This is a genomic window from Moorena producens 3L, from assembly GCF_000211815.1.
In the GTDB taxonomy this organism is placed as follows: Bacteria; Cyanobacteriota; Cyanobacteriia; order Cyanobacteriales; family Coleofasciculaceae; genus Moorena; species Moorena producens.
On record NZ_GL890971.1, the window covers coordinates 129,331 to 143,904 of the forward strand.

General features: G+C 42.8%; 11 protein-coding genes, 1 tRNA gene and 4 pseudogenes. 10 read left to right on the forward strand and 6 right to left on the reverse strand.

Going from position 1 to position 14,574, the window contains the following annotated elements; translation table 11 throughout:
• Nucleotides 1-352: 352 nt before the first annotated feature.
• Complete coding sequence (locus LYNGBM3L_RS30970) at nucleotides 353-1,579, reverse strand: RNA-guided endonuclease InsQ/TnpB family protein (protein ID WP_008190732.1); 1,227 nt, start codon at nucleotides 1,577-1,579, stop codon at nucleotides 353-355.
• Nucleotides 1,580-2,550: 971 nt separating this feature from the next.
• Between LYNGBM3L_RS30970 and LYNGBM3L_RS30975 the strand changes: the two genes are divergently transcribed.
• From LYNGBM3L_RS30975 to LYNGBM3L_RS30990, 4 genes are all read left to right on the forward strand, one after another.
• Nucleotides 2,551-3,171 (forward strand): vWA domain-containing protein, encoded by a 621-nt coding sequence (locus LYNGBM3L_RS30975; protein WP_071986975.1) that lies wholly within the window; start codon nucleotides 2,551-2,553, stop codon nucleotides 3,169-3,171.
• A 308-nt stretch (nucleotides 3,172-3,479) separates the two neighbouring features.
• Nucleotides 3,480-4,763 (forward strand): circadian clock protein LdpA, encoded by a 1,284-nt coding sequence (ldpA, locus tag LYNGBM3L_RS30980; RefSeq protein WP_008190735.1) that lies wholly within the window; start codon nucleotides 3,480-3,482, stop codon nucleotides 4,761-4,763.
• Nucleotides 4,764-4,928: 165 nt separating this feature from the next.
• Nucleotides 4,929-6,872, forward strand: coding sequence for a R3H domain-containing nucleic acid-binding protein (locus LYNGBM3L_RS30985; protein ID WP_008190737.1), 1,944 nt, complete (start codon nucleotides 4,929-4,931; stop codon nucleotides 6,870-6,872).
• Between the two features lie 190 nt (nucleotides 6,873-7,062).
• Nucleotides 7,063-7,134 (forward strand) — tRNA-Gln (locus LYNGBM3L_RS30990).
• Nucleotides 7,135-7,233: 99 nt separating this feature from the next.
• Here the strand turns inward: LYNGBM3L_RS30990 and LYNGBM3L_RS30995 are convergent.
• Nucleotides 7,234-8,106: a hypothetical protein gene (locus LYNGBM3L_RS30995; RefSeq protein ID WP_131827215.1), complete on the reverse strand. Its 873-nt coding sequence runs from the start codon at nucleotides 8,104-8,106 to the stop codon at nucleotides 7,234-7,236.
• 220 nt (nucleotides 8,107-8,326) lie between these two features.
• Entirely contained in the window at nucleotides 8,327-8,929 is a 603-nt protein-coding gene (locus tag LYNGBM3L_RS31000; protein WP_008190740.1) for a DUF1517 domain-containing protein, read from the reverse strand.
• A 599-nt stretch (nucleotides 8,930-9,528) separates the two neighbouring features.
• Here LYNGBM3L_RS31000 and LYNGBM3L_RS42250 point away from each other — a divergent pair.
• The 5 genes and pseudogenes from LYNGBM3L_RS42250 to iscB all read left to right on the forward strand — a co-directional run.
• Nucleotides 9,529-9,723: pseudogene (locus tag LYNGBM3L_RS42250) on the forward strand (transposase); the annotation flags it as partial.
• On the forward strand, nucleotides 9,638-9,940 hold the full coding sequence (locus tag LYNGBM3L_RS49590; protein ID WP_044495539.1) for an ATP-binding protein: 303 nt from the start codon (nucleotides 9,638-9,640) through the stop codon (nucleotides 9,938-9,940). The pseudogene LYNGBM3L_RS42250 and the gene LYNGBM3L_RS49590, both read left to right, overlap by 86 nt.
• Nucleotides 9,941-10,785: 845 nt before the next feature.
• Nucleotides 10,786-11,055, forward strand: coding sequence for a hypothetical protein (locus LYNGBM3L_RS42255; RefSeq protein ID WP_044495541.1), 270 nt, complete (start codon nucleotides 10,786-10,788; stop codon nucleotides 11,053-11,055).
• Nucleotides 10,979-11,335: a sodium:solute symporter family transporter gene (locus LYNGBM3L_RS50035; RefSeq protein ID WP_008190749.1), complete on the forward strand. Its 357-nt coding sequence runs from the start codon at nucleotides 10,979-10,981 to the stop codon at nucleotides 11,333-11,335. Before LYNGBM3L_RS42255 ends, LYNGBM3L_RS50035 begins: the two co-directional genes overlap by 77 nt.
• A 208-nt stretch (nucleotides 11,336-11,543) precedes the next feature.
• Nucleotides 11,544-11,930 (forward strand): annotated as a pseudogene (gene iscB, locus LYNGBM3L_RS31020) (RNA-guided endonuclease IscB); the annotation flags it as partial.
• A 97-nt stretch (nucleotides 11,931-12,027) separates the two neighbouring features.
• Here iscB and LYNGBM3L_RS31025 read toward each other — a convergent pair.
• Nucleotides 12,028-13,008 carry a transposase family protein gene (locus LYNGBM3L_RS31025; RefSeq protein WP_008190751.1) on the reverse strand — a complete coding sequence of 327 codons (981 nt, stop codon included), beginning with the start codon at nucleotides 13,006-13,008 and terminating at the stop codon, nucleotides 12,028-12,030.
• A gap of 68 nt (nucleotides 13,009-13,076) precedes the next feature.
• Here LYNGBM3L_RS31025 and LYNGBM3L_RS37510 point away from each other — a divergent pair.
• A pseudogene (locus LYNGBM3L_RS37510) lies at nucleotides 13,077-13,367 on the forward strand (RRXRR domain-containing protein); the annotation flags it as partial.
• Between the two features lie 3 nt (nucleotides 13,368-13,370).
• Here the strand turns inward: LYNGBM3L_RS37510 and LYNGBM3L_RS31030 are convergent.
• Nucleotides 13,371-13,976, reverse strand: a pseudogene (locus LYNGBM3L_RS31030) (iron-containing alcohol dehydrogenase); the annotation flags it as partial.
• Nucleotides 13,977-14,395: 419 nt separating this feature from the next.
• Nucleotides 14,396-14,560: a carbohydrate porin gene (locus tag LYNGBM3L_RS50040; protein ID WP_131827430.1), complete on the reverse strand. Its 165-nt coding sequence runs from the start codon at nucleotides 14,558-14,560 to the stop codon at nucleotides 14,396-14,398.
• Nucleotides 14,561-14,574: the final 14 nt, after the last annotated feature.

The window sequence follows — 14,574 nt, forward strand, 5'->3', positions numbered from 1 at the left end:
ATTGTTAAATAGCCTCATAACCATTACACAGTAAGCTTTTCGGGGGTTTTTAACTAGAAATTTAGCATAGTAGGTACTGAAGAACCAAAATTATTAACTTATAGTTATTGTCCATAGCGGCACGAAGCGCGTTTCATTGTCTTGATATAGTTGTTTATGGTTAAGGTTGCTGCGTGGGTCACATGCAAGCACCGCTGTTTGCCCCGTGAGAACCCCCATCAGCAACTGGCGCTGTTGCCATGGACGGGCTGGGTGTCGAAACAAGTTCCGCACAAAGACCCAAAACCATAAGCGACTTCATCAAGACGCCGTTTGTCATTTGTCAGACAACTTAAGACGTTCGTGACAGCTCCTACACCGACCTTTCAGGTTCGGTGTAGGCTTCCCAGCCAATCCGGGCATCCCTTAGGAGGCGCTGGGCTTTAAGAACGGACTGCCCTGCCGCTCTATTTCTTATATTTATTGCCGCATTATGATCCCGGTCAAGACTGCATCCGCAATGAGGGCAATCATGCCAGCGAACATGCAGTTTTTTAGGAACTTTTTTTCCACAATTGGAGCAATTCTGCGAAGTATTTTTGGGACTTACTGCAACTGCCAACAAGCCAGCATTTAAGGCTTTGCTTGAAAGAATTGTCAGAAAGCGTGACCACCCGGCATCTAACACAGATTTAGCCAATCGGGATTTAGCTAATCCCTTAACATTTAGCTTTTCATGGGCTACTACATCATATTTGGACAACAAGTAATTTGCTGTCTTGAAATGAAAGTCTTTTCGCTGATCAGCTACTTTTTTGTGCTGCCTACCAAGTTGCTTAATAGCCTTGAGTCTATTGTTACTACCCTTCTTCCGTCGAGATATCCGCTTCTGGATAACCTTTAATCTTTTTTGACACTTTCGGTAATACTGGGGAATGCCAATAGTTTCCCCTTCAGAAGTAGTCAAGAATTCTTTTAGGCCAACATCAATGCCAACTATTAAATCAGGGTTAATATCAGGTTTCACTTCGGGAACGGTCTTGTCTTCTAGAGACAAGACCAAGTAATAGCCATCACACTTTTTAGTGATTGAAGCTGTCTTAATCTTGAATCCATTAGGAATAGAACGATGCAATACAATCTTGATTTGTCCTAATTTTGGCAGGTTAATCAAGTTACCCTCCAAGCATCCTTCTTTCATTTGGGGGTAAGTGAACGTACGGTACCGGTGACGCTTCTTGAATCTGGGTCTTCCACTACGTTTTCCGTTACTATCTCCTTTAATAAACCTGTCAAAAGCCAATTTCACCCTTTTAACCACATCCTGAAGCACCTGAGAATGCATGTTTTTATACCAAGGATGAGTCTTTTTGAGGTTTGGCAAGCTTTTCTTCTGACTGTAATAATCTGGATTTTCTCTTAATTCTGGAAGGTAACAAACAAGGGGGCAGGCATTAATAGAACAGCGATTTTGCTCATACCAATTAAATCTATCAGCCAAAAGGTAATTGTACTGACAACAAAGCATAGATAACCAATTGTCTATTGTGGCTTTTTGCTCTTTGGTTGGTTTTAATCGGTATTGATATGCTATCCTCATCACTTGCCTCCTATTTATCGACCTACTATAATGATAACAAACGTATATACATATAACAAGTCAAAATTACAAATAAAAAGTTGATTATCAGGCTTACCGATTTTGAAAAAAGACAGTTACTACAGGAAGCAGAACTCAGAGGAATGACTCAATCGGAATTGATCACAAGCTTAATAGCTAGTTTCCCCATTCCGTGCATACCCTGTGCAAAATTCATCCCACACCTATGCTGCGCATTAGGATGTGGGGCTTCTTTTGCCGGACAGCTAAAAATTAGTCATGAAATCACTATCTCATATTTGGTGCTCAACTTAACCGGCGTTTAGTGCAGGGTAAACGAAAGCATCTAATTTTCTGAACACTTGATATATATAGTGTTTGCTAAATCCACAAAACACTATATGTGACAAATCCATTCTCAACAAGCACAACTTGGCGGCACTATAAGCCAGGGTTTATTGACAATATGAATTCGCTGCGGGATTTATTATATCACAGGGTGCATCTCATCTTTGTAAAAAACAAGGGAAGTGCCGGAAGTGTCGGAAGCGTGGGGATTTTAGGGAGGGTGGGTAGTGTAGGCAGTTTGGGAATTTTATTAGAATTTTTGTTTAATTGCAAAAGTGAGATGCACCATTATCACAAAATAGAAAATTTGTCAATAAAATTTAGAGGCGTTTGCCCTGTTAAGGTGCGGAATTCCGTCCCCCTCACGCTCCCCCTATTTGTTAATATCTAAGTTTAGAATAGTAAATAGATAAAATAGTCAAGGGAATACATCTACCTTAAGGTCTCATGGTTATCAAGCCTATGGTGCTGCTATTAAAGGATAGTTCTAATAATAATTAGATATTGGCATCATAAACTCCTGGCAAGAATCTTAGGGCAAAAACACTCAGATGAGCTGTGGGAATATTAGCTAAGCTAGATTAAGAAATCGTGGCAATTAAAGGTAAGGAGGAAATTTTTTCGTGGGAGGTTCACTCGTGGAAGACCGTGACTATACGTTAATCATCGACAAAAGCGGCAGTATGTCTAGCCCAGACTACCAAGATAGGAGCAAAAGTCGATGGCAGATTGCCCAAGAGTCTACCTTAGCAGTGGCCAGAAAATGTGAACAGCTCGATCCAGATGGGATTACGGTTTACCTGTTTTCTAGTCGCTTTAGACGGTACGATAATGTTACCTCAGATAAAGTAGAACAAATTTTCCAAGAAAATGATCCCATGGGTCGCACCGATCTCGCTGGTGTGCTAAAGGATGCCACCGATGACTACTTTAAGCGCAAAGCGGCTGGGCAAACTAAACCGAATGGGGAAACCTTCTTGGTGATAACCGATGGTGAGCCAGATGACCGCAAAGCTGTAATGCGAGTGATCATTGAAGCATCTCGGCAAATAGACAAGGATGAAGAACTAGGCATTTCACTGATCCAAGTGGGTAATGATGCCATGGCAACTCGGTTTCTTAAAGCACTTGATGATGACCTTCAAGGGGCTGGGGCTCAATTTGACATCGTGGATACAGTCACTCTAGAAGACATGGAGAATATGACCTTAGCCGAGGTCCTGCTGAACGCGATTATTGATTAACCAAATAAGCGCCAAGATTCCCAATGCTTAAACTCCATCCCACGACTAACTATCACGTGGGATGGCTTGTAATCAAAAGAATTTTGAATTAATTGACACCATTATTTTATTGAGATCAGCTGTAAAAAATCAACCGCTACATTTAGTGTAAGAAGAAAACCAACTACCCTAAATCTGCATTTTTTGAAAAAAATTGAGGGAGTTTCCCCCCCGGAAAGGTTTGTAAGCGCCTCAAAAAAAACCTTTTTCATTACTCGAATTGTAAAATTAGTCTCCCCATTTTCGGCTTAAAGATTTAGCATATAAGAGTGACTGAACTTTACTATCCCTTACATTCCTTAAGGGAGGGTCATTGGTTCAAGCTCATTTGCGGAGCCAGTTTTCAACACCTCCCTGCTGTTAGAAGCCTAACCTTGGCTTACACCCTCGCCGGTGCCGATTGTATTGATGTGGCAGCTGACCCGGCGGTCATTTCGGCGGCGAAAGATGCCTTACAAGTCGCCAGCACCATGGGAAAAGAAGCCAAACAGCGAGGGTTTGGCTTCCTTGGCAGACCATGGCTGATGGTGAGCTTGAATGATGGGGAAGACCCCCATTTCCGGAAAGCCGAATTTGACTCGGATTTGTGTCCAGGGGACTGCCCTCGTCCCTGTGAAAAGATTTGCCCAGCACAAGCAATTACTTTCCAGAATGGCAGTGAAGCTTACTCTGGTGTGCTCGACCAACGCTGTTATGGCTGTGGTCGTTGTCTGCCAGTTTGCCCCCATCAGCTGATCACTACTCGGTCATACGTATCAGCTCCTTTTGCGATCGCACCCCTGATTCTAAGCAATGGCGTTGATGCTATAGAAATTCACACCAAAGTCGGGAATTTACCAGATTTTAAAAGACTCTGGCATGCGATCGCACCCTGGTGCGCTCAACTCAAACTCCTAGCCATTAGCTGCCCAGATGGTAAAGATTTGATTGACTACCTAAAAGAAATCTACCAACTAATCCAGCCTTTACCCTGTCCTCTAATCTGGCAAACCGATGGACGTCCTATGAGTGGGGATATAGGCATGGGCACAACTCATGCTGCTATCAAACTCGCTGAGAAAGTCATCGCTGCTGGATTACCAGGATACGTACAGTTAGCTGGTGGTACCAATAACCACACCGTCAGCAAACTAAGAGCAGCTAAGCTGTTGAACCGCCAAGTTGGTAGGTTGCCCGTTGAAGGTTCTAAAGAATTGTTGAAAGTTGGCAGGTTGCCGGTTGAACGTTCTTACAACAACCTTGGCCTTTCGGCCACGCTACGCGAACAACCAAATAACCTACCCTACTCGAACCCCAAGGGCGAACAACCAAATAACCTATCCTACATTGCCGGTGTGGCTTACGGTAGCTACGCCCGAGTTCTACTCTCACCGATTGTAGAAAAATTAGAACAAGACTATGACAAAGACGTTGATCACCACCAGGGATTCGTTCCTAATCCCTCCTCTAGAAACCTTGAGGATGTACCAGATCTGCTCTGGCAGGCTGTGGCAACTGCCCATGCCCTGGTTGCTCAACTCAAATCAGTCAAAAAAATCCCCAAGAGTATCTAATTTTCTTGACTTTAATCGAGAAAGAATGTTCGATTAAATTGGGATAAAAATCGTCAAGTATTAGGAGTTAAATTAGACATGAATTAAATCCAAGATCTGACCAATAACCGCAATTTAAATAGGGCAAAACGTAACAGCAGAAATCGCTTTATTTGAGCAAAACAAATGGTGAATTTTCCACTAAGCAAGTTTTCAGATCAACAAGTGTCATTCAATCAAGAATCACCAGTGGTTTATGAAAATAACTTGGTTGAGGCGATGACCGTAAGGGCTCAATCCTCAGAGGTAAGTGACAATCTTCAACTAGATTGTGGCACTCTACCTACCAAGGAACACCAAGACACAGTGGACAAAACTCAGAGGATTTCAAACTGTCAACAAATTACAGATGACCTGCCAAAATTACTAGACATTTTGCCAGCCGAAATTCGCTCATTATTGGAGCAACATGCTGAAAGGGACAGTTTGATCGAAGTGATTATGGATCTCGGTCGCTTCCCAGAAGTGCGCTTTCGTGATCGGGCAGAGTACCTTTCTGATCAACCAGTTACTATCGAACAAATCAATCACTGTGTTGAGCGAGTGGGATCCTTTAGCGGTGATAACCGAGCCGGAATTGAGGGCACCTTGCACCGCATTAGTGCGATTCGGAACCGTCCAGGGGAAATTATTGGCTTAACCTGTCGTGTTGGTCGAGCGGTCTTTGGTACCATCGGCATGATTCGTGACTTGGTGGAAACTGGTAAGTCAATTTTGATGCTCGGGCGTCCTGGTGTAGGCAAAACCACTGCTTTACGGGAAATTGCCCGAGTTCTGGCAGACGAATTAGACAAACGGGTCGTGATTATCGACACCTCTAATGAAATTGCTGGAGATGGCGATATTCCCCACCCAGCTATTGGTCGAGCCCGACGGATGCAGGTGGCTAGCCCAGAACATCAGCATCAGGTGATGATTGAGGCGGTGGAAAACCATATGCCAGAGGTGATCGTTATCGATGAAATTGGCACAGAACTAGAAGCTCAGGCCGCTCGTACCATTGCGGAACGGGGGGTGATGCTGGTGGGAACTGCTCACGGCAATCGGATTGAAAACTTGATTAAAAATCCCACCCTTTCCGATTTAGTAGGCGGTATCCAGGCTGTCACCCTAGGCGATGACGAAGCCAGACGGCGAGGCTCTCAGAAAACCGTTTTGGAGCGCAAAGCCCCCCCAACCTTTGAAATCGCTGTAGAAATGCTAGAGCGTAAGCGTTGGGTAGTACATGAAAGTGTTGCGGACACGGTTGATAATTTGCTCAGGGGACGTCAACCAAATCCCCCAGTCAGGACAGAAGATGAAAATGGGAAGGTCACCATTACCCGAGAATTACCTAGCGCTCCAGTTGCCACTCCCCTAAATGGTCGGAGCAGGGGTCACCTTACCCTAACGACTCCTAGCCAACCAAAAGGTTGGCGTTCATCTGGACAGATGAAGCCCCTATCCCTTCAAGAACCAGAGCCAGCTCGAGAAAATAGCATGTTTGAACAGCTGCTGGCTGAATCTTGGTCACAGCAAGAGCTCTTGGGTCAAGGGATGCAGATGTTAGGACCAAATGGTGAGGATTTGCCACTACAGGTCTATCCTTACGGCATTAGTCGTCATCAAATCGAGCAAGTGATCCAAATCCTAAATTTGCCTGTGGTCTTGACAAAAAACATGGATACTGCTGATGTGGTTTTAGGATTGCGATCGCATGTCAAAAGCCACTCCAAGCTCAAGTCCATTGCTAAATCTCGTCAGATCCCGATTCACGCCATCAAAGCTAGCTCCATACCCCAGATTACTCGGGCATTAAGGCGTCTGTTGCACATGGATGACCCCACAATTCCCGATGCTGCTGATTTGGAGTTATTTGCCCAAAACGGTAGCGAGGATGAAATCGAGGCTCTAGAAGAAGCCCGTTTAGCAGTTGAGCAAATTGTGATTCCCAAAGGCCAACCCGTAGAATTGTTGCCGCGATCGCCTAAAGTGCGGAAGATGCAACACGAGTTAGTTGAACACTATCGCCTCAAGTCTTCTAGCTTTGGCGATGAACCCAATCGACGTTTACGGATTTATCCGGCCTGAATCTAAGTTAAAGAGGAAGAGGGGGGACAAAGACAAGATAGCTCATGCCATTAATATCTCTTTGTCTTCCTTCCGGCCGGTAACCATCAACCCATCACCCCATCACCCTTTAAGCCAAAGGAAAAATAACAAAAAAAATAACTTGACATATTCCCAGTCAAATCTGTTATCATCTTAGAAGTGGAATCAATGGGGTGTAGCCAAGCGGTAAGGCAGCGGGTTTTGGTCCCGCCATTCCTAGGTTCGAATCCTAGCACCCCAGTTATATTAGTCAGTGGCAAACTAGCCTGATAGTGCAGCAAAAAAAGAAGCTTCTAAAGTCAAAAGAAGCTTCTTTTAGGTTTTTAAGGGGCGTTAAAAACTAGCGGCGGCGTCTGAAGGAACGACTACCACCACGACTACTACCAAAGCCAGAACGCGTCCGCTTCGTGCTGCCAAAACCACTGCTTCTGGGTTTGGCTTTCTTAGTACTCGATGGACTAGAGGTGCGTAACTGACTTGAGCCGAAACCCTTTCCTGTGGAGCGATTAGCGTTGGGTGAGGCTTTACGAGTAGTTGCTTGATTAGCTGCAGGAGATTTTCTTAAGCTACCAGTCGTGCGGAAAGAGCGAGTATTTTTAACCACAGGTGGCGGTGCTTTGTACCTTGTTTCATATCGCTTCACTGCTTGACTATAGCTGTTACCATACCCACCATAACCAGTTAAAACTCCTCCCGGTTGATAAACTGGTGGAACATAGTATTGAGGTCGAAATAGCATACTACCGATAGCTTGACCAGCCAAAGCACCAGCAAACGGAGCCCAGAAACTGGATTGCTGACGCACGATTACTGTTTCTTGTTGACCACTTTGAGGATTAGGTCTAGTCTCAGTGACATTGTGGACATATTCAATCCGGAAGTCTTCAGTCAGGTACATCACCGGCTGATTGTCATCAATACTCAGATACGTATTTTCCCCAGCAGCAACCTGCTCATCAGTCAGACGTGCCATCTGCAAATCCCTGCTCCGAAACACTGGTGGACTACCCGCAGGAGTATTGAGCACCATTAGGGTATATACCCCATTAACATCATCGTAGGTTGCCTGTTGTACGGGATATTTCCCATCACTCAACCGAGTCGGAGTAAAGGAAGTATTGCCACCCCGATTCAGCGACACTTGGCTTGAGTTAGGAGAACCACACCCTACTGTAGTCCAACATAGGGTTAGAGATAGAACAAAAAATCGCAATTGTACGTAACATATAGTTAAAAAAAGTTTTCTTAAATCACTATTGTTCTGTTAAATCATTATTGTCTAATCGCGCTTTGCTATGGGCTAGCGTTCTTTGCAAGACGAAAACTTGGGGATGATGTTTCGTTCGTCTTGGCCATCACCCCATCACCCCATCACCTGATTTACTGATAGTGACAACTATAACACTATCTATATTTATTTAATTTACTTATGATTACAGGGGAACCAGTTCCGGGAAATTGAGTAAAATTTGCTCATCAGTCAGTTCATCACCCAACTGTGCTGGAGAGAAGTGAACCTGAATAGCTTGCAAACTTTCCTGATAGTGGAGATTAATCAATGCCTTTAGACCTGCTTCGAGGTACTCAACACTAGCTAGGTTAGTTTCTAGTTCAGGAACTTCCCCTTCGTAAGCTACTGTGATCATAACAATTACGTTTTGGGTCACAGGTAGGGATAAAGGTTCGTTTTCACCTAAGGGTGTAGTGAAATCTGGTTCAGACAGATAGCGCCCAGCTGAGTCAGTAAACAGTTCATTAACGTAGTCCCCAGCTTCTCCTTCTTTCCAGAAGACATCCCCTTCATTCGCTGCGGATTGCCAGTAGATCTGCAGCTGTAGGAGGTTTTGACAAATTGCTACCAGTTCTTCCCCTAATACCTTCAAATCCCCATCTGATTCAACGGCTTCCCGTGCCGCACGATTGAGTACCCCCAACAAGGGTGTTACTTCTGAACCAGCTAAGTGTACAAACAAACGAAAAACTACAAATCTAGTTTTGCCACCAAATTTATTTAAGCGATCGCGCCAAGAGCTCATCCTTCTGTCGGCTGACTTACGCCGTTAATTAATCTCAATTACCCTATCTATCCTACTCTAGCGCATTGCTCACTACCCATACTGGATCTCCGCAAACTGGGGTTGCTCAGGCAGAGGAAGGGGGTTAGGTAGGCAAAACCAAGTCAACTGTGTAATTCCTATAACAAAAGAAAACAGGAGCGATCGCGTCTGCACCAGTCAACCACAACTGACTGAGCCATCACTCCTGATTACACCCCGTTTTTTTTTCTGTAGCGCTTTATACCACTTATCTCAAAAAACTACAACAGGTTTTCTATGTATCTAACTGGGTTGAGTTGAAGGGGATCTCACCACCTAGAAAGATTCTGAGGGTTGAGTGTTAACCCTCAACCATTAACCGTTAACCGTCAACAATAAATCAGTTGCTTAGGGCAGTGCAAGTTAACTGATGAGGGGGTTTGGGGGAGCGATAAGTCCCGCACTGGTCGAATAGAGACAACTGAATCCAAGTTGCGGTGGTTTTAGTGGGTTGATCGAAGCCAATGACCATTGGATACCTTGATTGTGACATCGGTTCCCCTAGCATATTATGAGTTCGTTTTTCTTGCGCTTACCCTGGATGGCATACCAGTAAGGGGGTAGAATTACCAGAGGGATTGCATTTAATATTTTTACCTTCTCACTCACCGGAATTGCAACCAGCAGAAAGATTATGGACTCTGGTTGATGAGCCAATTGCCAATCGCTCATTTGATACTCGCGCAGCAGCTAGAAGTTGTTCTCTTTCAAAATCTGATCAGCAATGCCATTAAATTTCAAGCACCAGGGAAATCCCCCCAAGTCAAGGTTTCAGTAAAGCCCGTAGACTATCCTGGCACTGGTATTGGTCTAGCCACCTGCAAGAAGATTGTGGAAAATCACGGGGGACAGATTGGGGTAGAGTCTGAGCCTGGAGTGGGAAGTACGTTTTACCGAAAAAATTGGGTAATCGCGCCCCGTCCTTATAGGACGGCTTTCTTTTTCAGCTAAAACTTGACAGTTTTCACAGAGCGTGTTATAATAAAAACCCTTACAATAAACTAAAAAGCTAGATAAATACTATCTAATCATAAGTAGACAACGTAAAAAATATGTATGAGATACGTATTGCGTAATTTGGTCTAACGACTACAACGTCTATGAAAAACTTAGATAAAAAAGTATAAAGGTGCGCTTGACCTTGGCGAATTTAATTCGCCACGGGTCGCACCTCTGTCTATTCATATAAAAAAGGTACGGTGGGGCACACCGAAACCTAGATCTATGATCTAAACGCTTGGGGAGATTTGTCCTCTACTTTTTCTGACTCCGGTTTGAAAGAGCCACGACGAGTCGTAGAGCCAAGAATCCCCGCTCATAAGCGGGCGGGGAGTGTCAATTTACGCTTCCTGCACAACACTGAACACTAAGCACTGAACACTAAGCTTTGCAATAATATTATTCTTCCAACGCGAGTAACAACGGGATTAACATAGCAAGAACACAACTTGGTATAAGCAACCCCCCGAAATTATCGGTATTTAATCGAATATGATACTATAGGAAAAACTTTTTCCTGATCGGTGTAATAGCTTGTAGGAAACGGTATCGCCTTGAAATTTTAAAGCTCTCTAATCCCCTTTCTATAAAAGAAATTAGAGAGCTGATTATGGCGTCATGGCTAATCCTTAATTGGACGACCATTACCCATTACCAAAAGCGAATAAAAATTTTTAGTGGCAGACATCCGGGAGAATTTGTTTCAGTTTTATACCATAGTATTCATACATGGTATTCATAGCTTGGGAGTTCGCAAACCGGAGCAGTTAAACCTCAAAAACCTTAGATAAAAACTAATGGAATCAGGTATTACAATTTTCAGTTTTGGATTGTTTATAGTAATTTTTTTGTGGATTGGGGCTCTAGCTGCTAAATCTTCCGATAATACAGAATCCGACTACTTACTTGGCTCACGCTCTTTTGGGAAAGTCTTTGTGGGTCTGAGTGCTGGAGCAACGGGAAACAGTGGATGGATTATGAGTCGGTATTGTGTTGGCTGGTGTCTTTTCTGTCATTGCCTCTACAGCGGATTCCCAACTTCTGGTTTGTTCCAGTGCGATCGCTAGAGATATTTCTCCGGGGTTGGATCGGAGGATGTCCCGGAAATATGGCGTGAAATACGAGCAATTCATGACCTTAGTGGTGGGACTACTCGCTGTAATTGCGGCGATTTCTATTTCCTCCACAGTGTTTTCATTGGTTCTTTTTGCTAGTGGAGCTGTGGCCAGTTCCCTCGGTCCAGCAATGCTGATGATATTATTGAAAAGGCGAACTCATTATTTAGCATTGAACTCTGTCAGGAGCCTGGGAGTAGCAAACCCCACGGATAAATCCGGGGGCTTGTGAATCATTACCTGACCAGCCCAAGTCCCATCAGGGACTACGTTATCAGCAAGAGTTAAAGTTCCTACCTTGAAATGCGACGCTAGTTTCAAGCTCTAGAACCGGATTGTTAAACATCTTTATCAGGTTAAGGAAGTGCAACGCGCGAAAGTACCGACTGATAACATTGGCGCAGCGAACTTTACCCTAGCAATAGGAGAATACTCACATTATGCGAGTTTTTGTACTTGATAAAAACAAAAAACCATTAGACCCATGCCAGCCTGCTAGAGCTAGAATCTTGCTCAAACAAGGAAGGGCTAAGGTCTTTAGGAGATACCCGTTCACAATCATCATATGCGATTTGGAGGAATTGGAATGTGTGACACATAATCATCAGATCAAACTTGACCCTGGTTCTCAAACAACAGGTTTAGCAATTGTTCAAGAAAAGGTGGTTGTTTGGGGTGCGGAACTAACCCACAGAGGTCTTCAAATTCGAGATGGTTTAACCTCACGTAGAAAGTTGAGAAGTTCTCGTAGAAACCGCAAAACTCGTTATCGACAGCCACGGTTTCTTAACCGTAAACGTCCTGATGGGTGGTTAGCTCCCAGTCTAATAGACCTCTCCAAAAACTTGAAACTTTCTCAGGCACTGCTTTTCAGCGATCAAATTGACCAAGTCAATTTTACGTTGAATTAACGCTATAATAAGCTTAAGAAGCTATTGATGTTAATTTAGCACTAAAACTATGAGCATAGACAACCTCAATTGTTTCAGCAATTTCCGAGGCTTTTGTTACTTGTAATACTAAGGCTCCTGTTCTCAATCTTACCAAACCACATATTGTCAAAATCACCCCAGAATATTTATTAGAATTTAGGCGAAACCTTTCTCCCGCTATTTTAAAAATTTTTACCAACCTAATCACATGTTCTACAAATATTCTGTTTGAAGATAATAGCTTGTTATATTTCTTTTGCTGTGAGGTTAACTCACCATTTCTTGGCTTTTTATGGGGAGTTCTTATTTGTTCTTCTCCTAGATAAGCTTTGTCCCCACTCAGTCGTTGTTTATCATCAAATTTTTTTAAACTTTCCCGACAAATATTTATGTCACTTTTGGGGCCTGGTTTACCGACCACTACATCCACTATATCTTCCCCTTTTGGCAAAACAATAAATTGATTTTTAAATGTATGGTTTTTCTTCTTGCCAGAATAGAATAATTTTTGTTGATTATAGTCTGAAGGTCTTTCTCTGACTTGTTCTGCGCTATCTACTATTAACTCATACTCAGTTAAGGCTTCTTGAATTATATCCTCGGATTCTTCGTACTTTTTTACTTGTTCTAACAAAGAAGCTGGTAGAGCTTCCCTGAAAATAGATTGCCAGTAGTTAAAAGTAGAGTTTGCTTTAGATTCACTCACCTGGAACTGTAGTCCGAGAAGTTGAAAGTTTATGTGATGTCGTAAGTAAATTAATGTCAAGACTATTTGGTCTTCAATTGATAATTTTTGTCCAGCACCTCCCCCAGGCTTTATTAGCCGGACTTTTTGATTTTCAATTTTTTCTTGATGTTGACGATGTAATAACTTAGCTTGTTCTATCAGTTGAGAGAGTTGCTCATAATTTATTCCTAGCAATCTTTTTGTTTGTTTAGGATTTTTTTGGATGTAGTTCCAAGTGTAGCTCATGGTTTTTGAGGTTGATAAAAGTGATTAATTTTATCTTATTTTACCATAAGTTTGTTTTTTGGAGAGGTCTAATGTCGAGAGTTCATAATATTCTCACATGGGTAAAAAAACTTACTCGATTTTGTCCGATAACTGGCATTTCTCAGGAATTAGTTAGGTTCGATACTCAGAAGATGGAAAACCCTGAAATTTCTGGAACAGAGTATCAGCAGGGCACACTCTACGGATATGAAGTTAGAGAATATCTACTTTCCAAATGGAATCGTAAATGTGCTTACTGTGGTGTGACTGATACTCAACTAGAGGTCGAACACATCAAACCTAAATCAAAGGGCGGTTCTGACCGAGTAAGTAACCTAGCAAGTGAGGTATGGTTCCAGTGTATGAGTGAAGGAGTCAACTATCCCGTTACTGATTTGGTGTCGTGGCAGGGAAAAAGTTACTGTGGGGTCTAGTACGGAAAAGCGGGGAAATACTAACTCGCTTCTCCTCTGGAGTTTTTCTTGACTGGAACGTCTAGTTACTACAAAATAAGAGTTCATTTCTGAACCAGTCGCTGGCAAGGTTAGTACTGTCCCCAAAGGCAGTGCTGCTGTTAATGGAGCATTGGCAACTAAGATGTCCCACAAGTCCCCAACAAACGGAACCGCCACTGCGATAAATTTGGTAGCATCAATTACAGAACCGCCACCGACAGCTAACAGGTAAGTTATCTCTTCAGTGCGAGCAAACTTGACAGCATCTAACAGTATTTCCAGCTCAGGGTTAGGGGTGATACCACCGAATTCTAGAACTGTATGTTTGGCAAGAGCAGCTTTGACTTGTTCATATACCCCGTTCTTTTTAATGCTGCCGCCACCGTAGGTCATTAAAACTCTGGCATCGGTGGTAATCTCATTAGCAATAGCTGCAATCTTACCTTTACCAAATAGAACTTTAACAGGGTTGTATAAGTCGAAGCAATCCATTGGGTTACCTTCGATAGTGATAAACTAAAACGTTTGGTTGGTTTTGGTTAGGCTATCTATAAACATAGCAATCAACTATCAATATTCCGAGCCTAGGTTGTCTTTTATTTTCAGTCTTTTCATGAAGCCAGTTAGTTGTTCAGTTTGAGATTCACTTGATTAACCTTCCCTAATTCGGCTGAATTAAAAATCTTACCCCTTTAATTTTATTTATAATCTAATTTGGCTGTTTTTTTTAATAAAAATTAACATAGCCCATAAGTAAGTTTTCCGATCATAAAAGTTGTAATAGTAAAACTATACACTTGTCAATACCCTCCCCCAAAATTACTGAATCGAAGAGTGGGGGGATATCACGGGGAGCGAAATCGGCTCATAGTTATAATCATCAAATCAACAAAATCAAATCAACAAACAAATTAAAAACCAAATTGGATTTTGATCATTGGCACTAGGATACTAGGGTTTTTACTGTTGTGTTCTGGGTACAAAATTACAACTAGACCGGGAGTGATGCAGATCTTGTGATGAATCGGGTAGCGATAAAAGGTCTCTAAGTGGTAAGATCCGCAGAAAGATAGCAGAACTTAAGGAAATT

What these genes read in the sequence shown, in the direction of transcription:
- LYNGBM3L_RS31025 (WP_008190751.1), bottom strand. Translation starts at nt 13,008, where the DNA reads ATGAGCTACACTTGGAACTACATCCAAAAAAATCCTAAACAAACAAAA.
- LYNGBM3L_RS31000 (WP_008190740.1), bottom strand. Translation starts at nt 8,929, where the DNA reads ATGAGCTCTTGGCGCGATCGCTTAAATAAATTTGGTGGCAAAACTAGA.
- LYNGBM3L_RS49590 (WP_044495539.1), top strand. Translation starts at nt 9,638, where the DNA reads ATGAGCCAATTGCCAATCGCTCATTTGATACTCGCGCAGCAGCTAGAA.
- LYNGBM3L_RS42255 (WP_044495541.1), top strand. Translation starts at nt 10,786, where the DNA reads ATGGAATCAGGTATTACAATTTTCAGTTTTGGATTGTTTATAGTAATT.
- LYNGBM3L_RS30985 (WP_008190737.1), top strand. Translation starts at nt 4,929, where the DNA reads ATGGTGAATTTTCCACTAAGCAAGTTTTCAGATCAACAAGTGTCATTC.
- LYNGBM3L_RS30970 (WP_008190732.1), bottom strand. Translation starts at nt 1,579, where the DNA reads ATGAGGATAGCATATCAATACCGATTAAAACCAACCAAAGAGCAAAAA.